The sequence below is a fragment of the Paenibacillus sp. MAH-35 genome (assembly GCF_058135425.1).
In genome coordinates this window covers 46,312-69,604 of sequence record NZ_JBYUPU010000039.1, presented here as the reverse complement: position 1 = coordinate 69,604, position 23,293 = coordinate 46,312, and the positions used below count along the sequence as shown (strand labels likewise).

Below are 23,293 nucleotides of genomic sequence, written 5' to 3'. Positions count from 1 at the left end.
ATATAATTTAAAATATGTATTTACTAAAATAGTATCATGTTATATAATTCATAATATAAATTAAATTAAATCTTCTAGGAGTGATCCCGTTGGAAGCGAGCAAATGTAATGACCGCAAACCCGTGCGGACAAAGCCTTGGTCATTCGGGCTGATAAGTTCAGAAGAGATCGGGGACTTGGAGAAGGAATACGTGCTGCGAGTCCTGCAGAAGAAACGCTTGTTCCGTTACGGCGGCAGACAGGATCAGTCGGAAGCTTACGCACTCGAGCAAATGTATAAGGAACGGACAAAAGTGAAGCACGGTTTGGCTGTGAATGCCGGCACATCCGCCCTCATCTCCGCATTGATCGGGGCCGGAGTCGGTCCGGGGGACGAAGTCATTATTCCTTCTTATACGTATATCGCCACGGCAACAGCTGTACTGATCGCTCGAGCCGTTCCGATCATCGTTGAGGTGGACGACAGTTTGACGATGGACCCGCAAGCTTTTGAGGCTGCCATTACGCCACATACAAAAGCCGTCATTCCGGTTCATATGCGAGGCGTTCCTTGCCAGATGGACGAGATCTTGGCGATTGCGGACAAAGCTGGTCTGACCGTGATCGAGGATGTGGCTCAAGCGAACGGCGGATCGTATAAAGGAAGGGCTCTCGGTTCGCTAGGCCATGCCGGCTGCCTCAGCTTTCAGCAATACAAGCTGGTTACGGCGGGCGAAGGCGGGATGCTGCTGACGAGCGATGATTCGATTTATGCCCGGGCGAGTATTTACCATGATTCGGCGTTTACGTTTTGGGGCAAAGACCGCTACGCGCGCTGGGGGACAGAAAGCAGCGTCGACTTTGATCCGTTCCCCGGCGAGAATTACCGGATGAGCGAGCTGAATGCCGCTCTGGCTATGGCTCAATCACAGCGAATCGATTCGCTAGTAGATCGGCTGCAGAGGCTGAAAGGCCGGATCGTGGAAGGAATTCGCGATATTCCGAACATCCAGCTGCAACGTATCCCGGACCCGGCAGGGGACGTCTCGTACAGTCTCGTGTTTTACTTGCCGACAGTGGCGCAAGCGCAGCGATTCTCAAGTGAATTGCAGCAGGAAGGAATCCCGAACGGTACGATCGACAATAACGGCTTCGCAGACCGGCACATCTATAAAAACTGGACTTATGTGATGAATAAGGTAGCGATATCGGTCAAAGACAATCCATGGACGAATGAGCATTATAAAGGCCATGTGGAATATGCTCCAGATATGTGCCCGCGTACGCTGGATTGGCTAAGCAGGGCGATATCCGTATCGCTTCATCAATCGATGACGGACGAAGATGCCGACGATCTGATCGAGGCCGTACGCAAAGTGGCGGCGACTATATAGATGGAGGCAGGCGCCGGGTCTTGTTGCCTGGGCGCGAACGGGGATATTTTCGGGATAAAGGCCGGTACGCATCGGGATGATCGGCTATAAATTCATGGGCAAGGCGCATAGTCACGTCTACCGCGATTTGCCGTTTTATTTCGATACGGAAGCGGTGCCCGTCATGCGGGCGATCGCGGGAAGGGACCCGGACGGGACGAGAGCGGCAGCGGAGAAAATGGGCTGGGCCGCGTACGAGTCACAGATGGAGAGATAGATGGCTTAAAGCGCTGGAATTGTTTGCAGGGCCGCATTTGGATGCGGTTCTTTTTTTCGTATGACGCACCTATCGCCGGAATCGCCGGTTAGCTCCTGGTGCTGTGCATGAAGCGCATACACGTGCCGGTTATCCTTTGTACAAGCGGAAGAATGACTTCCGTTATTCTCGCAAGATGCGCAATTTTCACGCATTAGCGGAAGTTTGGTTTCCGTTATTTCCAATTTGCACGGTGAAATAGACGATGGAACTGAAAATAACGGAACTCATTGTTCCGCTATTTGCTGATTTTCTGCCGCGAACAACAGATAACGGAAGTAAAACTTCCGCTAGAAGCATCAAACAGGCGGATTGGAAGCCGGTTGCTGCCTGCCGGACGATTCGGCTGTTACGCAGCCCGATAACCTCCACCGTAAAAAAGGATAAGAACGTGTTAAAAACCGTCATATCCGAAAGGAGGTCATCCGAGGTATCCTCTTCTCAGGAGGGGACGATACTTATGAGGCAATTGGAGGAGCATATCGAACTGGGGGAGGAGAAGATCAGTACACAACTAAAACAAAAACCGATACGTGCTGTTATCATCGGTGCCGGACACCGCAGTATGCTGTATGCGTCGTATTCCGTCTCGCATGCCGACGAGCTGGAGATCGTAGGGGTCGTGGAACCGGACGACGTGCGGAGGAAGATGGCGATGGACGCCTACCGTCTCCCGCCGGAGCGCTGTTACACGTCGATCGAACAAATGACAGCCGGACCGCTCATTGCGGATGTCGCTTTTAACGGCACGATGGATTATTTGCACGTGGCGACGACGCTGCCTCTACTGGAAGCGGGCTACGATGTCCTTCTGGAGAAGCCGATCGGAGTGTCCGAGGAGGAGGTACGCGAACTGCAGGCGGCTGCGAACCGGTTGGGGCGCACGGTAATGATTTGCCACGAATTGAGATTCGCGCCGTTTTACGCGGAGATTCGCAAGCGGATTCTCGAAGGAGCGATCGGCGAAATCATCAACATGCAGTTTGCGGAAAATGTAAGCTACCACCATATTGCCAGCGCGTACGTGCGCGGCAAGTGGAACAGCCAGAAGAGCGGCGGTTCCTCGATGCTGATGGCCAAATGCTGTCACGATCTGGATTTGATGGTATGGATGAAAGCGGGCATCCGGCCGAAGCACGTCTCCAGTATGGGGGGACGGATGTTTTTCCGCGAAGAGCAAAAGCCGGCCGGGGCGGGCACGAGATGTCTCGTGGACTGTCCGCTCGTCGACAGCTGCGAATATTCCGCCAAAAAGATGTACTTGGAACTCAACCTATGGGGCGCCTATGTATGGCACGGGATTGAGCATCTGGGCGAGCGGCCTACCGAGGAGCAAAAACGGGAATCGCTTTGCACGGACAATCCGTTCGGAAGATGTGTATGGGCAAGCGATAACGATGTCGTCGATCATCAAGCGGTTGTTGTGGAGTTTGCTGACGGAGGGACGGGCACGTTCAGCTTGAACGGCAATACCGCCAAACCGTGCCGTCGCCTGCATCTGGTCGGCACCCGCGGCGAGATTGAAGGCGTGCTGGAAGACGGCTTTTTCACGCTCCGTTATCCGGACTTGTCGGCGCCCCACGGTTACCGGGAAGAGCAGGTGAACGTCGATGTGACCGATAATATGCATGGCGGCGGCGATATGCGGCTTGTAACCGATTTCCTGCGCGTCGTCCGGGGAGAGGAGCCGTCCCTGTCTACGACCACTCTCGACGATTCGGTGTACGGCCATTTTGTCGGATTTGCGGCAGATCGGTCCCGAGTCGGCGGACAGCAGGTTCAACTGTAGTCCAACTGTAGCCGTTTCCCCCAAAGTGACGAATGCGTTGAGTGCTAACGCCGGGTCCTTTCGGGGGACTCCAAACTCCATAAGCTGAGAACGCTTTCATCTTTGCGTCTTGATGCAAAATTACTTGTATCGCAAATTCATTTTGAACAAAACAAGGGGGATCAACCATGAAACTTTGGAAAAAAACGATGGTGCTCGGTTTGTGCTTGCCTGCTCTTGCTTTATCTGCATGTTCGTCCGGTACGGGCGGCGGCGGGGCGACGGGCGACCCAACTGCGCCGGAAGCGCCAAAACAAATAAGCAACGATCCGGTTACGCTAACGATCTACTATTATGGCGGAGACTTGACGGATGAAGAGTTCCAAACGTATTTCGTAAAACCCGTCGGCCAGAAATATCCGCACATCACGCTTAACCTGGTGAGAAACGCGCCGGGAACCAAGCTGGAGGACCTGGTCGCAACCGGAGCTTCGCCGGACTTGATCTATTCGCCGAAGGGGTACATGGAAGATTTCTTCAGCTTGAACATCGTGCAAGATCTGGACAGTTACGTTCGCGAGCAGAAGATGGACCTGGGCCGGTTCGAGAACGTGACGATTGACAGTCTCCAGTCGTATGCGCCGAAATTCAAATTGGCAGCGCTGCCATTCTCGTATAACAGCTCGGCGTTGTTTTACAACAAAGATATTTTCGACAAATTCGGTGTCGCCTACCCCGTCGACAAAATGACCTGGGACGATGTGATCGAGCTTGGTAAGCGGGTATCGCGCAAGGACGGGGACGTGTTCTACAAAGCGATTTATCCGTCATTGCTGACCCAATTCGCTTCACAGCTAGCCGTATCGTATACCGATCCGAAGACGGGAGCGCCGGTGCTGGACCAGGACAGCTGGAAAAAAGCCGCGACTACGTTCAAGCAGCTGTACGACTTGCCTGAAAACCGGACGACAAAGCTGAACAACTTTTTCGTGGAACGGGATGTGGCGATGTATGCCGGTGTAACGACGTATACGTTCGGTCAAGTGAAAGAGCTGGCAAGCAAAGGTACGCCGCTTAACTGGGACCTGGTCTCTTATCCGAACTACGCGGAGACCCGGGGACAGTCGATGGCGCTGGATTCGCTCGTGCTGATCATGACTTCCGCAAGCAAGCACAAGGATCAAGTGTTCCGCGTGATGGACGTCGTGACGAGCACCGACAGCCAGCTTGCACTGAGCAAGGTCGGCCGTCTGCCTGCGCTGAAAGATCCGAAGCTGAAAGAAGAGTTCGGCAGCAGCAATCCTGCGCTGCAGGGCAAAAACGTCAAAGCGCTGTTCCTGAATACGCCGCCGATTCAAAATATGGGGCCGTACGATCTCGAGGTCGCCCGCCTGGTGAACTCGATTCAAGCGAAGCTGACCAACGGAGAAGAGGATGTGAACACGTTTTTGCGCAATGCGAGCGAGCAGGCGAAGCTGAAGATTGCCGAGAAAAAAGCGACGGGCGGCTGAACCAAACCGTATCCCGTAACCGTTCTTTTATGATAGATTGAAGAAATAAATCATCTATTATAGGGAAGTTGGCACGGCGCATTCCGAAGCTGATACGGCGTATGCGGACATGCACGGGAAGGGGAGACGGATGATTCATCTGAACGATCATGTGGAACCGATCCATTATCAGAGTGACTTGCTGGCGATCAAGATCATTGAGGTGAGGAACGACTGGGAGCTTGGCCTCTTGAGATGGCATTATCACAAAGAGCTGGAGTTCATTTACGTCAAGAAAGGGTCTGTCGTGTTCCATACGGTCGATCAAAGCTATCGGCTGCATAAGGGGGACGTCCTGCTGATCGGCTCGAACCAGCTGCATGCCAACCAGCGACCCGATTGCGACGAAGCTGTCTATCTCGTGATGCATGTAAAGCTGCTTCCCTATTTTGAACCGGCGATTACGCCCTACTACCATTATTTCTCCGAGTATCATCGTCCGCTTAGCGAGCTGAATGTTATCTTTCGCGATAATGACGAAGTGAGACGTTTGGCTGGACAGAACATCCGGCATATTTTCAAGGAAATGCAGTCACAAGCAGACGGTTTTGAAATCGCGGTTAGTCTGTATTTGAAGCAGATTTTGCTTAGCCTGTACCGGAACGACCGTAAACGGGCCGATGTGCGCAACCGGACGGACCTGCACGCGCTCCAGCCTGTGTTCCAGTATATCGACCGGCAGTTGACGGACAAAATCGAGATGAAAGAGGCGTGCAAGCTGCTGAACATGAGCTACAGTTACTTTTCGAAGCATTTCAAGGAAGTCGTGGGGACGTCGTTCATCGAATACGTCAACTTCAAACGGATTCATATGGCCGAGCGGCATCTCGCGACGAAATCCGCCAGCATTATCGAAGTGGCACGTATGGTCGGGCTTGAGAACATTACCCACTTTTACCGGCTGTTCCAGAAGTATAACGGCTGTACGCCCAAACAGTACGTAGCGCGGTTGAGACAGCGCGGGTAGGCGACGCGGGGGAGCGGCAGGCCGTATCCTCGGTCTGGAAAAGCCCAAGACCTTCGCTGTTGTGCGAGCATCAAAAAGTGCCTCTCGGCAGATGAGCCGGGAGGTTTTTTGCCGTGCCCACGCCGGAAAATGTAAGTTTGTGAAAGAGGGACAGCTGCAAGGCGTTACTTCGTCTAGTAGCTAATCCTTCGATGAGGCAGATCGGCAACCGCAACCCAGTTTCCGCCGGATGACAGCGGCATGCTATGTTCAATCGGTACGACATATCGTTTGCCGAGATTGTTCGAGTTTTTTTATACGAGTTTGTAAGATTCCAGTATGTGCCATTACCTGGCATAATGACAATATCCAAGTACAAGGAGTTGAGCAGCGTGTCGAATTCGAAGCTAATTATTCGAGAGGTCCGGCAAGACGACGATTTCGAGCAGATGGCTAGCTGGTTAAAGGCAAATGGAAGGTCTGCGGCACTTCATGCCGATCAAGTGAGAACTATGTTCTTCCCCAAGACGTGGCCGTTCCCGCGGAAAAGTTACGTGACCGAGGTGGAGTCGAAGATTGTAGCAATGATGATGCTTGATCTGAGGGATCGGCATGGAGTTATCACGTGTACAATCCAAGAGGCGGATGTCGATCATCTCGAAGTGCTGAACGGGATGCTGGAAAAGTGTGCGGACGATATCCTCGAGCGGGGAGGCACGTATCTGGCGTATTTTGCCCAAACGGAGTTCGGACAGCTGCAGAACCGGGAGCTCTATCTGCTCGAACGTCTGGGCTTTCGCACAGCGGATGAATATATGCGCATCTCTGCCCGCCTTTCCATGGACGAATGGGAGCCGCCCGAAGTACTGGACACCGCTTCTATGTGCGTCGATACACTGAGTTTGGAAGAGGTGCATCGGATTTTGACCGATGACGGCAATGCTCCGAATGCGATCATTTTTCAGCACCAGTTTCAAACGGTCGAGACCAGTAACGTGATCCTGACACTGCGCAACGATCAGCGGGAGATCACCGCCATTGCCTATTATAAGGTGAAAAAGGTAGACCCGAGCAGCGACGTTTTGTCGGCGACCGCTTTCAACCTTCACTTTCGTCCAGCATTCGAATTGACGAAGCAAGAGAAAAGGCAGTTTCTGCAAGGCGTCTTGTACTCGATGAAGCAGCTGGATATTCGCAAGGTCAACTCCTTAATGTCTTTGAAACATGTGGATGTGTTTACGCTAATGGTTCGGGAAGGATTCGACGAGATCCGCAGCAGTTTTTTTGCCTTAACCAAAGCGATCGGGAGCGGACATGAAACGGTATAAAAACGCGCGCGATGTGCTGCCGGAAAGTCTCATTCGGGAAATCCAGAAATATGTCAGGGGCGAGCATCTGTATATTCCGCAGACCGAACGGAAAGGTTGGGGAGAAACAAACGGAGCGCGGGACGAGATGGAACGGCGGAACAAAGAGATCTACCAGAAATACATGGACGGGATCGGAGTAACGGAGTTGTCTGAAATCTATCATCTGAGCGAAGAACGGATACGAGGGATTTTGTATGAGCTGCATACGGAGTAGACGGTGAGAGTAACAGGGGAAGGAGTGATACTTCAGGAGGCTGACGATGCAAAGCAGCTTTTGTTGAGAAGCCTGGATGTATGAGTTCTTCCCCGTACTACGGCGCGTAAAGGGCTTCCTTACTAGTCGCTAGTCGAGTCAGCTGGCGTCGCAAGCCGCTTATCGTTGTTTATCGTGGCCGCGCGGCTCTCTGTCCTGCTTCAAACTGGGAGGGAAGCGGATAGAAGTGGTTTGCAGCTTTTATTTGGACCGAAAACCGGCTGGGGCACGGAATAAGAGCGGTTTGAAACTGCTAATATCAGCGAAAAGGGCGCAGAGCCCTTCAGGTGGGGGAAATAGGGGGTGCAAACCCGCGTCTATTTGTCAATGTCAGCCCAATATGCCGAAAATAGAAGCTGCGAGAGACCCTTATAGGGTTAGGTAGCCTGTACGCATTATGTCTCAGCGAAACCCAACGTGATCGGTTCGCAAGAAACGGACGTTCTGCCCGGCTCAGTCGGGACAGGTTCCTGTTGAGAGGATCGCAATTGCTCCGGAGAAGACACCTCTTCTGTGTGGTAGTGGCAGCTGAACGCTCTCACTTTACCAAACGAAGCGGTGTTTTCTAGTTAGGGTAGAGCCCATACGCAGGTTTCGTTTCAGCGAAGCCGACTCGTTTTGCCCGCAAGAAAGAGAGGTACGGTCTCATCTGAAGTTGAAGGGTTCCCAAAACCTCATCAATAAGCGGCTGGAGCCAAGGTACCCATTCTCTTCCACATACCAGAGTGCGGATCGCACATCAAAGGACCGTCCGGATCGTTCCGGACGGTTTTCTTATCATGCTTGTCCTTGTCACGATTTTGTTTATTTGTGCTGATGTACAAAACGAACGATTACGGAGAGTCTAATGTACAAAATTAAAGATTGACAGCGGTTTCACAACTCCTATAAGATGTAATTAACACAATTTTACACAATTAACAACTATTGATGTACAAAATAACCATTGTTTGTACATCAGGAAGGAGGGGGAGTTATAAACCGACCATCCAAGGAACGGTTCCAGTATCAGCTGGACAACGTGATCGCTACGCTTCGTCAAGAGATTATCGATGGAACCTATGCGCCTCAGTCGTATCTGCCTTCAGAGATGGCCTTGTCGAAACGGTTTCAATTTAGCAACAAGTCGATCCGCAAAGGGCTTGAAGTGCTGGAAGAGGCGGGCTTCATCCGCAAAATTCCCCGGGTCGGCAATCAGGTTCAACCGCTGCATCCGCATACGACGTTACGTTTCAACTGCAGCCGGACCATATTGCGAGATTTGCAGCTGGAGAAGCTGATCGACGATTTTCACCAGTTGTATCCGCGCATTCAGATCGAAACGGTTCCGTACTACAGACCGGTACCGGAAGTATTAAGCAGCGAACACAGCGAGATGGATCTGATCAGCGTCAATAACCACCAATTCCAGGAGCTCGTCAAGCAAGGCTTGGCCGAGACGTTTGCGCCTTTGCCGCAGCCGGAAGAGACGCATCCGCTCCTGCTGGAGCCGTTTCGTGACGGGGGAACGCTTCGTGCTCAGCCGCTTGTGTTTGGTCCGGTCGTTCTTTGTTACAACAAGGCGCATTTTGAGGAATCCGGCATTCCGGAGCCGGACGGAAGCTGGACTTGGGATCAGTTGTTCCGCAGTGCGACAGCTTTATCGAATGGCGCCGGCCGTTACGGCTTTGGCTTCCATGCCATATCGGAAAACCGCTGGCCGATCTTTTTGCTGCAAAGCGGCAGCCGAAGCGAGTGGGAAGCTCCGTGGGAAAGTGAAGCGCTGCGGCGAAAACTCGCGCACAACATGAGCATCTGCAAAAACATTTTGCATGACCGCGCTATGTCGCCGCTGTACTTGTCGCAGGATGACAAGGAAATTAACCGGTTGTTTCGGGAAGGCAAAATATCCATGCTGCTCGCCAGTTATCCGCAGTTGAACGATTTTCTCGAATCCGGCTTGGACTTTGATGTATCTCCAGTTCCGTTCCAATACGATCCGGCGACTCTTTTCTTTTCCATTGGCGCCGCCGTTAACCGGTATTCCGAACATAAGGAAGAGGCTATGCTTTTTTTGCAGTATATGGCGTCGCAGAGAGCCCAGGAAATCATCCAGGCGCATTCGCTCAGCCTTCCGAGCTGCCGGCGGCTGTGGGAACGGCCCGTTGCGGGCCGGCAGAAGAGACCGGACCGCTATGCGATGTTCCGGGAAATACTGTTTACGTTCCGGACGCATCACGATTTGTTTTTTTCGGAATCTCTTCGCCTGAGGCTGCTGAGCCATTTGAAGGAATATTGGGCGGACATGATCGATGTTGAGCAGCTGTGCGACCGCATATTCAGCGAAATTCGCGCCGATCGCGCGAACTAATGAGACCTGAAAGGTGATGGTTCTTTTGGAAAAGGAACAATCGACGGTATCGAATGGCTCGGACCATGAAGGGAAGGCTGCTCTGGCGTCTCCGTTGAGCCGAAGAACTTTATTGAGAACAGCGGGGATCGGCGGGCTAACCGTTGCTGCGGGCGCTTGGCTGAATCACCGGTTCAGCGGAGGTTTCTCCAGAGACGTATATGCAGTTACCGGAGATGTGTATGGCAAGAAGCCGTTCCTGGACTGCTGCGCGACGACGACGATCGCGGAGCTTCGTGCCGTAGGGAATCCGAGTGCGGCCCGTCTCTACTACGTCCGGGATGCGGGACAAGAAGGGGTCTTTCTGTATGACCCGGCGGATACGTCTACGGCGGACAATACGGGAACGGTGCTCGTATCGCCTTCCGTCGGAGCGAGATTCAAGCGGATGTATGACGGTTCCCTGAACGTCAAATGGTTCGGCGCCAAAGGGGACGGGGTAACGGATGACACGGCGGCCATCCGTCTTGCCATCGATGCGGCGCAGGGAGGTGCGGTCTTTTTCCCGGAAGGAACGTTCATCGTCTCGACGGATAGCGCCATCACTCGCGCAGCCTTTCTACTGACCGCCGATCATTCCGGCACGATGCTTCATGGGGCGGGCAACGGGACGGTGATCAAGGCGGTCCACGACGGGTCCGTCACCTGGTTTCATATGTTCAAGCTAACGACCGCCAAACGGATCACGGTGCGCAATATGAAGTTCGACGGGAACGCCGATGCCAACTGGTTAACCGATCCGGAGGTTTCCCTGAACGCTCACCATATTTTCTACTTCAATCCTCCTGCGGACGGGGATGTGGATGATATTTCGTTGTCCGAATGTACGTTTCGCGGGTCGTTTAATAGCGCGGTGCAAAGCTACGGAAGCTTCGCCCACCCGTATCCCCATCCGGAGACGAGACGGATTCGGATCGAAAACTGTCATTTCGAGCAGACCGGCAACCATGGGGTCGGTATGAACGAATGGGTCGATAGTATCGTAACGGGATGTACGTTTTACGATTTGGGGATGAAGCCTGTATTGGCGAACGGATACGGCTCGGGCATGTGTGTGGACGTTTCCGGCGGCTGTCACAACATCGTCGTCTCGGACAACGTCGGCGAGCTGACCGGGATTTCGGCGTTCAAAGCCGAAACGCACGAGAAGCCGAACAACGGCGGAACCGTTCCTTCCTCGCATGTGACGTTCTCAGGAAATATCGTCCGCAATTTCAAGCTGGAGCCGAATCTGGGGACCCAGTATGCCATTCGGATTAACGGCATTCGGATTACCGCGATCGGCAACCAGTTTGAGAACTATTACGGCAGGGGCGTCGATATGTCGCGATATGCCAAAGAATGCACGATCGTCGGCAATTTGTTCGTATCGAACGGGCAAACGATCGGTTCCGGCATCTACAACTCTTCAAACGGGGGGCGAATGCGAATAACGAACAACGAGATCCAAAACTCGGGTGGCTCGGGCATCGAATGTTATGCATCGAACGATCTCGTCATTGAGGGCAATACGATCCGGAATGCCGCTTATTACGGGATCAGCTTGACATATTGCCATCGGGTTGTCGTCAATGCCAACGAATGCGTGGACAATTTGCGCGAGGGCATCCTCGTGTCCGTCGGCAGCGACCGCGTCAATGTGGCCAACAACTTAATCTGCGATACGCGGGCGGGAGCGGCCCGGACTCAGCAGTACGGCATTCGACTGGTGGATAGCGCCACCAACCTCGAGCTTGCGCACAATCAGTCGTACAACAATACGACGGCAGATATCGTATATGGGACAACACCGATCACAACGATCGAACAGGGGTTCAAAACGTGGTATTCGAACAGCTTGCCGACGACAGGTGCCTGGAAGGAAGGCGACAAGGTGGTTTGCAGAAATCCGGGGACGGCTGGTCATATCGGGTGGATTTGTGTGTCGGCGGGGACGTTCGGCGCGACCGCACCCGCGTTTCAACCCTATGGCGTTTTGTAAGCTGGCGCGAACATGGAAGAAACGTTTCAGGAGAGAAACACGGAAAGAGGGGCGAAGCATGAAAACGAAATGGCTTGTGCATGGAGTTGCATGGGTGGTTGCGAGTACGATGTTGATCAGCTGTTCAGGAAAGCCGGACGCTATTACCGAGCCGGGGGTGTCGAAGGCGGAGGCCGTGCAGGAGGCGAAGCAGCTCAGCTCCGAACCGGTTACACTGCGCGTGAACAACTGGAATACGGCGTTTCAGCAAGCGGAGTTTGATACCTTTTTTGCCGAACCGGTCCGCAAAAAATATCCGTTCATTACATTGGAGTATTTGGATTTTACGAAAAGTTCCGCCAATACGCTCGAAAATTTGATGGCCGCCGGAAACACACCGGATATCGTATTCACGGATCATCCGAATCTGGCAGGCCTGCTGGAGTACAAGTATCCGCTGGACCTAAACGGATATGTGCGCGATTTCGCTGTTGATTTGAAGCAGGTGGACCCGCAGGTGCTGGAGGGAGGAAAATCGATTGGCAGCAGCGGGGAGCTGTTGGCGCTCCCGGTATATTCGGACCGGATGATGTGGTTTTACAACAAAGACGCGTTTGACCGGTTTGGAGTTCCGTATCCGAGCGACGATATGACGTGGGACGATGCGATTGCGACGTTCAAACGGCTGTCGCGGGTCGACGGCGGTGTGCAGTATTCCGCTTTCCGGACGATTAATCTGCTCATGACCGGCAGTCAATGGGGGCTTTCCCTGTTCGACAAGCAGACGGGCAGGCCATCGTTTCAAACGGACGACTGGAAAAAGTCGCTCGCACTGCTGCAGGAAATCAACAGCATCCCTGGGAATACCAAGCTGACGAACGAAGACTTTTATCAGAAGCAGACGCTCGCGTCGCTCATGCAAAGCTTCAATATTATGGTCAATCTGCTTGACACAGCGGAAAAGAACGGGCAAAAGATCAATTGGGACGTTGCTTCCTTGCCGCAATTCAAAGAGAAACCGGGCATCGCGGGTGCGAACAAGCCGCTTTACTTTATGGTGTCTTCGGCAAGTAAGCATAAAGATCAGGCGTTTGCTGCAATCTCTTACTTAATGTCATCCAAGGAAGCACAGACGATGTTATCGGAAAACGGAAAAATGCCGGTTCTCGCAGATAAGGACGTGCAGCAGGTGTTCGGCAAAAAGCTGAACATCTTGCAGGGCAAAAATGTCGCTGCCGTTTATAAGCACAAGATGGCGGATCTTCCGTATACGAATCGCTACAACCGATTGGTTCTGCTTGAAATCATCGGGGCAGGCAGCAACGTGCTGAACGGTACGGCCGACATTAATACAGCGCTGCGCGACGCCGAGGAACGAGCCAACAAAACCATCGAAGCAAAAAAGAACTAGCGTTTGCTTAATCGATGGCCCCCTTGCTCGGCGCCTTTTTCCTGAATCGCAAATGGAACGCCAGCCGGCAACTGATCAATGACGATATTCATCGTATGATCGTGGACGGTGCGGATGTGGCCCAGACGATGCGCTCTTGGACGAGATTTGCCTGATAAAAACATCATCACTCTCAGTCAAAAAGAGAAGACGCCTCCTTACCGTTGCTGTGCGGGAAAGGGAAGGCGTCTCTTCGTTTTCTGTGCAGAACGTATGGTCCGGATCAGCTAAAAGGGGACTCGCGTATCCTTTTCCGGTATTGATCGGGCGCGGTTCCGACTTGTTTTTTAAATACCCGGCTAAAATGGGAGGGGTGCTTGAAGCCTGCCTTATAGCATATATCGGTTACAGAGTCATCCAGACAGTGATGAAACATTATTTTCGCCTGATCGATCCTTCTTTTGAACAGGTAGTCAAACACGGTCATTCCGGTTACTTCCCTGAATACTTTCATCATATGGAACCGGTTCATATGAAGCTCCGACGCCATCCGGTCCAGCCCGATGTCCTCCATATACTTTTCTTCGATGTACGCCACGATTTGCTGAACATACCGTTCCCAATCGGAGACGCCGTTCCTGGCGGATTCCATCTCGCCCCGGCATAACTCATAGATCAGCATCAGCAGATCGTAAAAGGCGGCGAGCAGCCGGTTGCGGTGAACGGGGTCCTCTGAATAGTAGTAGCGGTTGATCCGCGATAAAATGTCTTCACACTCGGCCTTTGTCGCCGGACTTAATCGGATATGATGATTTCTCAACGTTTCAAACGGCTTTAATGGGTTGCAGGCAAGAAGATTGTGCCCGAACAGCTGAACCAGGTGCGGGTCGAAGGAGAACATCGTCCGGACATACTCGGCAGACCGGTCTACCTTGGGGCAATGCGGGGTCAATCCGTTCATAATGATCAGATCGCCCGGCTGCAGAGGAATGGTACGATCCCCCAGCACATAATCGCACCGCCCGCCGTGAAAATAGTAGATCTCATACTGCACATGCGAATGAACGAGAACCTGGCCTGCCAATAGTTTATTCCACTTGTAGTAAAAATGGTCGAATATGCAATATGAATGCGGTATCATCCCAATTCCACCTTGGCTCCTGCCGATTTTTAATTAGTATACAACATTGCGGGAGAGGAGGGAGCCGGATTTTTCGTCTGGTCGCCAAAGTTGTCCGCCAAAAAAACACTCCCAGTCATGTAACCGCCAAAACCGCCCACCAACGGTCAAGAGTCTGCATTAATGCCGTGATATAGTAGGAGTATTCAATGGACTGAACATGGGGAGGGAATGGGATGACAAAAGATCAGATCGAACGCTCGGCCGCCGCTTCCGGCGAAGGAATCGATTCAATCGGAACGACCGAATCGCTATCGAGAAGAAAATTGCTGACCGCACTAGGGGTAACTGGAGCTGCTGCGGCTGCTACCGGGTTTCTGGGGCTGACGCCAGCCGTCTCGGTGGCGAAAAGTGTTTACGGGGAAGTAGATTTTCAGGCGAAGGGGGTTAAACATCAGCTAGACGCTTTGACGGAGAGCGCCGTACAGGTCATTACGATCGCAGAGCTAAGGAGTCTGACCGGTCCCGCCTACGCCTCTGCGTATTATGTAACGGATCATGGAAAAGAAGGCGTGTTCGGTCTCGATCCGACGGATACCGAATCGGCGGATAATACGGGCACGATTATTGTAAGCGCTTTCGGATTGAGATATAAAAGAGGTTTTGCCGGACCGATTAGCGTCAAATGGTTCGGTGCGAAGGGCGACGGGGCAAACGACGATACGTCCGCGTTGCAAGCCGCCATCGATGCGGCCGCCGTAGAGGGAGGGGAAGTATTCCTTCCATCCGGCACGTACAAGATCGCCGCACGTTATACGTTCGCCGCCCCGGGAAGTATGAGTTTCGGGTATGCGCTTCGCGTTCCCGGCAACGTAACGGTCTCGGGTACGATCGGTACGCTGCTAACGCAGGCGATTACGTATGAGAATCGCAGAGTGTTGTTTTATATCGCCGGCTCTAATGTGGTATTCCGCAACTTGTCGATCGAGAACGCTTATACAATCGCTCCGGGCGGCAATCTGTCGAGCATCGAGTTCGGCGCGGGCGACGGGTTCGACGCTTCTTTATCGGTACCTATCGAAAACGTGCTGATTGAGAACATCGTCGTTCGGAGGTCCTGGCATCCGGTGAAATTCCATTTCAGCGATGGTTCGGGAACGACCGCGAATAACATCCTGGTGCGGGGAGTTCGCTCGTATCATGATCCGGTCTCCAAAAGCAGCGGCGGCATCAATTTTCGATCCACTCCTAACGGCCGTATTACCAGAGTCACGATCGAATCCTGCCAGATCCACAATCCGGTCACGTCAGCGGGAATCGGTTTGTATGGCGTGCATGAAGCTACCGTTACGGGCTGCCTGTCCACCGGGTCCGGTCCGAATGCTGCGGGCATCCAATTGGAAAACGGGGCCCGGGCAGTCGCCGTAACGGGCAACACCTGCACGGACAATATAAACGGCATATGGGCGGACGACTCCGTCGATGTCACGATTACCGGCAATACAGTGGTCGGGACGGGCAACGTCAAAGGAATCCGCGTGACGCACCAAGGTTACGCCGATGAGCCGGCCAAGATCACGACCGGGATCGTCGTATCGGGCAATAGTCTGCGAGGCTGCCGGATCGTATCCGAGCCGTTCGGCGCTTCTCCCGCAGGCGGCTTCGGCAGCCTGACGATTACCGGCAATGTGATTACCGCGGATGGTTCGAGCATTACGACCGCCATCCATACGACCCGTGTAGCGCAGTTAAATGTGGTCGGCAATACGGTCGTCGGTGCGGGTACGTACTCGCTGTACTTCTCTACGAACCCCGACGATTTGCTGGTCGTGTCGATGAATATGACGGCCAAGGCGTCTAGCGAAAATTCCGTTGGCATCAGAGTGACCGGCTTAGCCTCGAATATTAATCTGGTCGGCAATACGTTTGCCAACGGGGCCGATACGTTGGGCGGAGAAAACGGATCAAGAGTAGCCAACGCCGGAATCGGCGGTCCGCTTCATTGGCAACTTGGAAGCACGCGCATTATGGCAGGGGCCGGGTCGCCTGAGCTGGTTCGAAGCGCGCCTCCCGGATCGATCTATTTGAGAACAGACGGTGGGTCAACCTCCACGTTATTCGTCAAAGAGGTTGGAACAGGCACAGAAGGCTGGGTCGCCAAATAACGTATCGTTGGAACGCGTACGAGCTCGCCGCAGGGATGCGGCTTTTTTTGTGCTCGCTCAGACCGGTTAAGTCTCCATGTTCCGGAGTGACAACACTTGCTTATGAGAAGGAGTAAGCGAAGGAGTCGTGGGTGCGATCGATCGGGCGGTGTGTAGAAGGCTGGCTGGTAGGCAGGCAGGCTCGCTCGGGATGGATACGGAATGAAGCGGAATGAAGCGTCGGTCCAGCGTCAGTCTCTTCGTCCGTTTCAATCTGCATTCGGTTATGTCGAATTCGTATAAATCGCGATCGCCTATCGTTTCCTGCGTCTCCTGACAAATTCTTTTTCGGACCGCCGGTACTCATGGCTCATGCCGGCACCCCTTGAGTATGGTAATTTAAGGATATCTTATCCAGAATGGGGGCGAAATGATGATGGAAAAAGCGGCAGGGCAGGAGCGGGGGGCGTTATCGCGGGAAAGAGGCGGCGGGCAAGCGGTAAACGCGCAAGATCGCCGATATGCAGCGGCAGCCATGCCGATGTTGGCTGCAGGCGGGATTCCGCCGCGATCCGGAATGAACGTTCTGCAACTGCAGCGCACGATCGGGAACCGCGCGGTCGGCGCTATGCTGGAGCGGTGGACAAGCTCCAACCCGGGTAAACCGGCAGCGCCCCGGACGGGTTCCGCGGTCATCCGGCGCATGATCGACTCGGACGTTCCGGTGGCGACGAACTGGGAAACGCTGGAGAAGTACGTCTACCGGACATTGATCAACCCGCGCAAGCAAACGTTCGAGCAGTCGGTCCTCGAATATATCGAGACGAAAGCCGCCGGGCACGGGCAAATATCTACCCTGTGGGAGCAGGTGAAGGCCGGTTTGCAAAGCAAGGCGGATATCGGGGACGTCACTTCCAAGTTGACGGATATCCGCACAGGCATCAATACGGTCAAGGCGACAGAGCCGGATCATCCGAATAAACGGGGCATCGGCCCTTCGCAGGAACTGTACGAGACAATCCCGCAAAGCGAGACAAGCAAAACAGTTGCGGCGACGATCCGTCTAGCGCTGTTGAACGATTTTACCGCCAATGTGCAGTATAAAATAATCAAACCCAGAATTGGCCCGGCCAAAATGGTGCCTGACAAATACGGGGGCAATCCGATCGTCGGAAAATGGAGCGAGTCGTTCATGATGGGCGTGCTTGTCCTGCCGAACGATGAGATTCATGTGAGCCACAGCGGGTTTATGGGGCAGACGCAACACCAGGTGTTCGAACAGATCGTTCAAGACAATGGCGGAATCCCGGTTACCCACGATACGACGACGAAACATGATCAATTGACTCAGACCTTCACCGACATTTTGCAGCGGGAGATGCCCAAGCATCCCCATCATCAAATCGTTCAGGACAACGGCCGGGACAAGGTGCAGCACGATCATCCGACACACGGTACGGTGGTGGAAACCGGCAACCCGGTCGGGACCTGCGCCGCCCCGCAGGCCGTTCACCCGTTTAACGATCCGCGTTTGCCCGATTTTCCGGCTAATCTGACCGGCGATACCGCGATGGGGATGACGGAGGTGCTCGTCCGATACGAATCGAAAATCAAAGTAAAAATGAGCAGGGGGAAGGATAAAAAGTATATGGGCAATACGAACCCGGTCAAAGTGCTCGATATGAACGATGCCCCGCAATTGTACAGCGGCGGTCAGGATGTCGTATCTTGCCTGACCTGCCAGTTCCAGCTGCGAGAGACGTTGAAGCGTATCGTCGACCGCAGACGGAACGTATTGAACAAGGAAACGATCGAAAATCTCGAGAAAGCGTCAGGACGATACGGCCTGCTGGAGACTGCGGAGCAGCTGATCGCGGACTTGGGGGACAGCGATAAACTCGATGCGTTGGTACATGCGATCGAACCCGGAACCGGTAAAAACGATTTGGGCGATGTGAGCTCGGAGACGGCGGAGCTTCGCGAGGCGGTCACCGCGTACAAGGAGGCGATCGGAAGTCTGGCGAAGCAGCAGACCGAGCAGCCGGAGCATATCGAATGGGACCGCGGAACCGAGCCGGAACGGGCGGCGACCGATTTCAAGGCGTTAACCGGCAAGGAAAAAAAGGTGCGACAGGAGCAGGGCAAAATCGCGCTTGGCCGGCACAAGCTGGTCGGCAAAAGCATCGATATCGATAAATACGTGGAAGCTGCAGAGAGAAGAAGTAAGGAAGTGGAGAAGGCCTCGCAAAGCGCCCGCAGCAAAAAACACGCCGCTCCCGCAATAACCGATCCGGTAGCCGAAGTGGAGCGGGCGGAGCGAGCGCTTGAAGAGCTGCGTGAATTGCGTATACTCGGGATCGGCAACGCGGAATCGCTGGCCGCTCAAATCGCGGAGCGGCTCGACCTGTACATCGAGGCCGGTCGCAAACTGTCCGGTCTGGCTCCAGAAAAGACGACTGAAGCGGAACAACAAAACGCGACAATCGACGAAATTGCCAAAGAGCTGCAGCGGCTTGTGCGGCAAGTGCCGAGCAAGGAAGAGGCGTATGCCGCGCTTAGAGAGGAGAAGTCACTTCAAGCGGCTGACGAAGCTAAGCAATCGAGCTTATCCCGTTACGCGGAAAGCAACACCAACACGCGGGAAGCGGAAAGGCAAGAGGCGATGCTGCGTCGCGGAGCGGAGATTGATGCCAACCAGGCGAGGGAGAGACGGGAGAATAAAGCGCTTAAAGAAGCGGAGAAGCTAGAGTCGCTTGCTGGCGATATCGCCAGAATGTATGACATGTCGCTTAGCGCCGCGATCGTTTATCTGGCCTCTCGGCTTCAGGCGGTTCCCGACGATAGTCCGAATCCGATGGAGGACGCTTATTTGTAGAACCGCTGCTGAGGACGAAAGCCCCTTCTAACACCGGAAGGGGCTTAGATAAGCTGCTATGTATGTTGAACTAAATATCTTCGATGATACAACCCAATGTAGAGTTAGGCGACGTGGAAAAAGCTGTGGTTCGCCTTTTGTGAGCCTATGATCCCAAGCGACAGACCTACCAAGCTGCAAACAGTCCTTCCAGCTGCTTGCGGCTTTTTTTGTGCCTGTAACTATCGTCTACAAAGTATACATTTGATCAATTCCGTTATATAATACAGTCCATAAATAGATGATGAACAATTGTGGATGATAATGTTCATTAAGGGGAACCTAAGCGAGGATAAACAAGGGGAAGCGGATATGAACGAAAACGATTTAAGAGTTATAAAGACGAAAAAAGCGCTGCATCAAGCGCTTCTTGCTTTGCTGAAAACGACATCGCTCGAATCGATCTCCATATCCGCCCTTTGTCGGGAAGCGGACGTGAACCGGGGCACTTTTTACTTGCACTATAAGGACGTCGGCGCCTTGTTCGACGAGCATCTTCAAGAGCTGCTCCGGGATTTGGAAGACTCGTACTACGAGCCTTACAGGCATGTGTCGCATCTGGTGACGAGCCATCTCGATCCGTCGACGATCCGGATCTTTCATCATGTGAAGAAATACCAGCCGTTCTACGAGATCGTCTTTCAGAAGCAGTCGCCTCTATCTTACTACTATTCGTTGCTGGACAAAATTAAAAGCTTAATGCAGTGCAGCTCCTCGGTTTATCCGTTAGGCGGGATCGATCTCTCCCTGCTGGTTGCGTATCAGGCCAATGCGATTATGGGCTTGCTCATCCAATGGAACGAGGACGGCTTTGCCCACAGTCCGGAAACGATGAACGAGCAGCTCACTTATTTGTTGAAGATGCAAGGCAACGACCTGCCGTCTGAATAGTTGTCGAAAGATTGAAATTGAGATTGAAATGGACCCGCCCAAGCAGCGGGTTTTTGTTTTTTTGGCGTAAACGATCGTCGTGCGGATGGTTTGAAACGTCAGGCGAATTTATTTTAAAATATACCTTTACAGGAATATTCCTTATGGTGTATATTTAACTTACAGAAAGTTGATTATAAGAATAAAGGAGCTGGGAGAATCCAGAGAGACCATCATGTAACGAGGTGAGCGGCATGTCGGGAAAAATTCCGGGCATGGACGTGACGATGCTAAGCGCACTTGCCGAGCCGACCCGCAAGAAAATCGTCGAGCTGTTGCGCGACGGCCCGCTGAGCGTGGGAGAGATCGCCGAGCGGCTGGGGCTTCGCCAGCCCCAGGCTTCGAAGCATCTGAAGGTGCTTAGCGACAATGGCATATTGGAGATGAAAGCCGAAGCCAATCGCCGGATTTACAAGCTCCGGTCCGAGCCCTTTCAGGCGATGAATGATTGGGTGAAGTCTTTCCGGGGCGTTATGGAAGACCGGTTCGACAAGCTGGATCAGTACTTGCGGGACATGCAGGATCAGGATCAGCGATAAACGTTTTACTAAAGATGAGGAGGAGTTATAATGTCTAACAACGCAATGGTATCTAGAGTGGAAAATGAACGGGTGCTGGTTCTGGAGCGTGAATTCAGTGCGCCGCGCGAACTCGTCTACCGGATGTTCAAGGAGCCCGAGCATCTGAAGCGCTGGTGGGGGCCGAGAGGCTGGGAGCTTACCGTTTGCAACATCGATTTCCGCCCAGGCGGGATCTGGCACTATTGTATGAAGTGTATGGATGAGAACCAGGGAACCTTTTACGGCATGGAATCTTGGGGGAAAGGCGTGTACAAGGATATTGCCGAGCCTGAGGCAATTGCCTACACCGATTACTTCTCCGATGCCGAAGGCAATTCGAACGACGAGATGCCATCGACCGAGGTCACGGTGGAGTTTATTGACTTGGGCGGCAAGACGAAGCTGGTGAACCGTTCGGAATATGTGTCCGCAGAGGCACTCCAATCCGTAATGGATATGGGCATGCTGCAGGGCATCACCGAAACGTGGGATCGTCTGGAAGAGCGCTTGAACGAGGTCAAATAAGGAATCAAGCGAAAGGCCGTCCGGCTTCTACAGCGGGCGGTTGTTTTGTTGTGGCCGGAAGCCATGATGGATGGAAGCGCTTCAAAAAGTACAAAACAATGAACCAGAATGATAAATCCTGCGGCAACAAGATCGTTTACAATGAGGGGAAAGCGGATCTTTGTTCGAATGGATACAACGCCGTTTTTATTCTAACCTGCAGAAAGGAGAAGAGGTTACGTATACGGGAATGGAACTGATTGGGACGCCGGATTTCTTTATCAGGACAGCGGGCTGAATCGGACACGAGAAGACACTCACTTCTTTATTCACCCTTACGGTGAACCACAACGGGTAACGGAAGACCGGAGGACCCCGGAAATCACTTGAGCGGGAGTGGTTGTAGTGAAAGGAAGTCGAAGGTTTGCATTCATGGCTTTGGCTGTACAGATCGCGTTTGCAGCCGGTTGTTCGGGGGGACCGTCGGACGGAGCTGGCGAACAGACGGAGAAGTCCGAGGAGACCGTAACGAAGACGAATGTTCCGGAACCGGTCAAACTGAAGTTTCAGCCAGTCGGTGCCGGCTATTTGTATGAAGACGATTTTCAACTGCTGATGGTCGAACCGCTTAAGAAAAAATATCCGCATATTACGGTCGAATATGTCATGCCGGGCAAAGGAACGATGATCGATGATCTGGTTGCGGCGAAGGATGTGCCCGATCTGCTAATTTACGGAATCGGCAACTATACGCAATATCGCGATCTCGGCATTTTGACCGACATTACGCCGCTGGTGAACAAGATGAAGATCGATTTGGGCCGCTTCAAGCCTTGGGTGCTCGATAATATCAAGGTGGACGGCAAGCTGTACAGTTTGCCCTATGCGATGAACACGAATGCGATCTATTATAACCTCGACCTGTTCGATAAGTTCGGCGTCCCTTATCCGCAAAGCGGCATGACTTGGGACGACATCATCGAGGTGACGAAAAGGCTTTCCAGATTCGAGGATAACACCCAGTACAAAGGATTTATGTACTTGAACAGCTACTGGCTCGGCTATCAACTATCGTTGCCGTTTACCGATCCTGCGAAAAAGAAGTCGATGATCCATACGGACGGTTGGAGCCGCGCCTTTCAGATGATGAAATCGATCGATACGATCCCGGGTAACGAGCGGGGCAGCCCGGTTGCCGATTTTTACGACAAGCGCAATTTGGCGATGGTCGGTGCCTACAATCTCATCCCTACCCTGAAGCAGGAAAAGTACAGGACGCTGCGCTGGGACGTCGCCGGTTATCCGAGCTTCAAGGAAAAGCCGAACATCGCCCCGCCGGTGGACTTGCACCAGATTACCATCTCGAACAGCACGAAACATCCGGAGGAAGCGATGCAGGTTATCGATCTGTTAACCTCCGAAGAGGTGCAACTGATCAGCGCCCGAAGTACCGGACGCGCGTCGCCGCTTATGAACAAGCGTGTCGAGCAGGAGCTGGGTGCAGATATGGAGCTGATCAAGGGGAAAAACGTAACCGCCTTTTTCGATACACAACCGGCGCCGAACGTGATGTTTGCGAACGAGGACATTGCGGTACAGAGAAGCATCGAGAAGTTCTACAAAGAATACAGCGGCGGCTCGATGGACGTAAACGTGCTGATGCAAAAAATCGGGGAAGACGCGAACCAGGCGATCAGCGTTTTGAATAACAAGTAGCGGAGATAAAGGACGTATGCGACAACATAAACTACTGATTCGACGATAGAAGCCACTGCCCTCGCGGGTGGTGGCTTCCTTCTGATTCGTTTGGAACAACCAGAGCCAGGG

The 23,293-nt window shown here is 53.0% G+C and carries 17 protein-coding genes; 16 read left to right on the top strand and 1 reads right to left on the bottom strand.

Annotated features, from left to right (window positions below; translation table 11 throughout):
* The first annotated feature begins 176 nt into the window (after positions 1-176).
* The 10 genes from AC3Y2E_RS27935 to AC3Y2E_RS27890 all read left to right on the top strand — a co-directional run bounded on the left by AC3Y2E_RS27935 (position 177) and on the right by AC3Y2E_RS27890 (position 13,315).
* Positions 177-1,373 (top strand): DegT/DnrJ/EryC1/StrS family aminotransferase, encoded by a 1,197-nt coding sequence (locus AC3Y2E_RS27935; RefSeq protein WP_379216329.1) that lies wholly within the window; start codon positions 177-179, stop codon positions 1,371-1,373.
* Between the two features lie 76 nt (positions 1,374-1,449).
* A complete protein-coding gene (locus AC3Y2E_RS27930; protein WP_379216327.1) occupies positions 1,450-1,629 on the top strand; it encodes a hypothetical protein in 180 nt (59 codons plus the stop codon).
* Positions 1,630-2,128: 499 nt separating this feature from the next.
* Positions 2,129-3,457 (top strand): Gfo/Idh/MocA family protein, encoded by a 1,329-nt coding sequence (locus AC3Y2E_RS27925; RefSeq protein ID WP_379216325.1) that lies wholly within the window; start codon positions 2,129-2,131, stop codon positions 3,455-3,457.
* Positions 3,458-3,624: 167 nt separating this feature from the next.
* Positions 3,625-4,947: an ABC transporter substrate-binding protein gene (locus AC3Y2E_RS27920; protein ID WP_379216323.1), complete on the top strand. Its 1,323-nt coding sequence runs from the start codon at positions 3,625-3,627 to the stop codon at positions 4,945-4,947.
* Between the two features lie 130 nt (positions 4,948-5,077).
* Positions 5,078-5,953: a helix-turn-helix domain-containing protein gene (locus AC3Y2E_RS27915; protein ID WP_379216321.1), complete on the top strand. Its 876-nt coding sequence runs from the start codon at positions 5,078-5,080 to the stop codon at positions 5,951-5,953.
* A 371-nt stretch (positions 5,954-6,324) separates the two neighbouring features.
* Complete coding sequence (locus AC3Y2E_RS27910) at positions 6,325-7,260, top strand: hypothetical protein (protein WP_379216319.1); 936 nt, start codon at positions 6,325-6,327, stop codon at positions 7,258-7,260.
* Positions 7,247-7,516, top strand: coding sequence for a CD3324 family protein (locus AC3Y2E_RS27905; protein ID WP_379216317.1), 270 nt, complete (start codon positions 7,247-7,249; stop codon positions 7,514-7,516). The genes AC3Y2E_RS27910 and AC3Y2E_RS27905 overlap by 14 nt, the downstream gene beginning before the upstream one ends.
* A gap of 985 nt (positions 7,517-8,501) precedes the next feature.
* Complete coding sequence (locus tag AC3Y2E_RS27900; RefSeq protein ID WP_379216315.1) at positions 8,502-9,905, top strand: extracellular solute-binding protein; 1,404 nt, start codon at positions 8,502-8,504, stop codon at positions 9,903-9,905.
* 25 nt (positions 9,906-9,930) lie between these two features.
* Positions 9,931-11,925, top strand: coding sequence for a right-handed parallel beta-helix repeat-containing protein (locus tag AC3Y2E_RS27895; protein ID WP_379216312.1), 1,995 nt, complete (start codon positions 9,931-9,933; stop codon positions 11,923-11,925).
* Positions 11,926-11,983: 58 nt separating this feature from the next.
* Positions 11,984-13,315 carry an ABC transporter substrate-binding protein gene (locus AC3Y2E_RS27890; protein WP_379216310.1) on the top strand — a complete coding sequence of 444 codons (1,332 nt, stop codon included), beginning with the start codon at positions 11,984-11,986 and terminating at the stop codon, positions 13,313-13,315.
* 262 nt (positions 13,316-13,577) lie between these two features.
* Here AC3Y2E_RS27890 and AC3Y2E_RS27885 read toward each other — a convergent pair whose 3' ends face one another.
* Positions 13,578-14,435 carry a helix-turn-helix transcriptional regulator gene (locus tag AC3Y2E_RS27885; protein ID WP_379216308.1) on the bottom strand — a complete coding sequence of 286 codons (858 nt, stop codon included), beginning with the start codon at positions 14,433-14,435 and terminating at the stop codon, positions 13,578-13,580.
* 215 nt (positions 14,436-14,650) lie between these two features.
* Here AC3Y2E_RS27885 and AC3Y2E_RS27880 point away from each other — a divergent pair, with 215 nt between their 5' ends.
* The 6 genes from AC3Y2E_RS27880 (at position 14,651) to AC3Y2E_RS27855 (ending at position 23,182) form a co-directional block, all read left to right on the top strand.
* Positions 14,651-16,579 carry a putative phage tail protein gene (locus AC3Y2E_RS27880; RefSeq protein ID WP_379216306.1) on the top strand — a complete coding sequence of 643 codons (1,929 nt, stop codon included), beginning with the start codon at positions 14,651-14,653 and terminating at the stop codon, positions 16,577-16,579.
* Positions 16,580-16,988: 409 nt separating this feature from the next.
* A complete protein-coding gene (locus tag AC3Y2E_RS27875) occupies positions 16,989-19,433 on the top strand; it encodes a coiled-coil domain-containing protein (RefSeq protein ID WP_379216304.1) in 2,445 nt (814 codons plus the stop codon).
* Positions 19,434-19,784: 351 nt separating this feature from the next.
* Positions 19,785-20,363 carry a TetR/AcrR family transcriptional regulator gene (locus AC3Y2E_RS27870; protein ID WP_379216302.1) on the top strand — a complete coding sequence of 193 codons (579 nt, stop codon included), beginning with the start codon at positions 19,785-19,787 and terminating at the stop codon, positions 20,361-20,363.
* A 233-nt stretch (positions 20,364-20,596) separates the two neighbouring features.
* Positions 20,597-20,941, top strand: coding sequence for an ArsR/SmtB family transcription factor (locus AC3Y2E_RS27865; RefSeq protein ID WP_379216300.1), 345 nt, complete (start codon positions 20,597-20,599; stop codon positions 20,939-20,941).
* 30 nt (positions 20,942-20,971) lie between these two features.
* Positions 20,972-21,487: an SRPBCC domain-containing protein gene (locus AC3Y2E_RS27860; RefSeq protein WP_379216297.1), complete on the top strand. Its 516-nt coding sequence runs from the start codon at positions 20,972-20,974 to the stop codon at positions 21,485-21,487.
* A gap of 411 nt (positions 21,488-21,898) precedes the next feature.
* Positions 21,899-23,182, top strand: a complete 1,284-nt coding sequence (locus tag AC3Y2E_RS27855; RefSeq protein ID WP_379216295.1) for an ABC transporter substrate-binding protein — start codon at positions 21,899-21,901, stop codon at positions 23,180-23,182.
* The last annotated feature ends 111 nt before the right edge of the window (positions 23,183-23,293 follow it).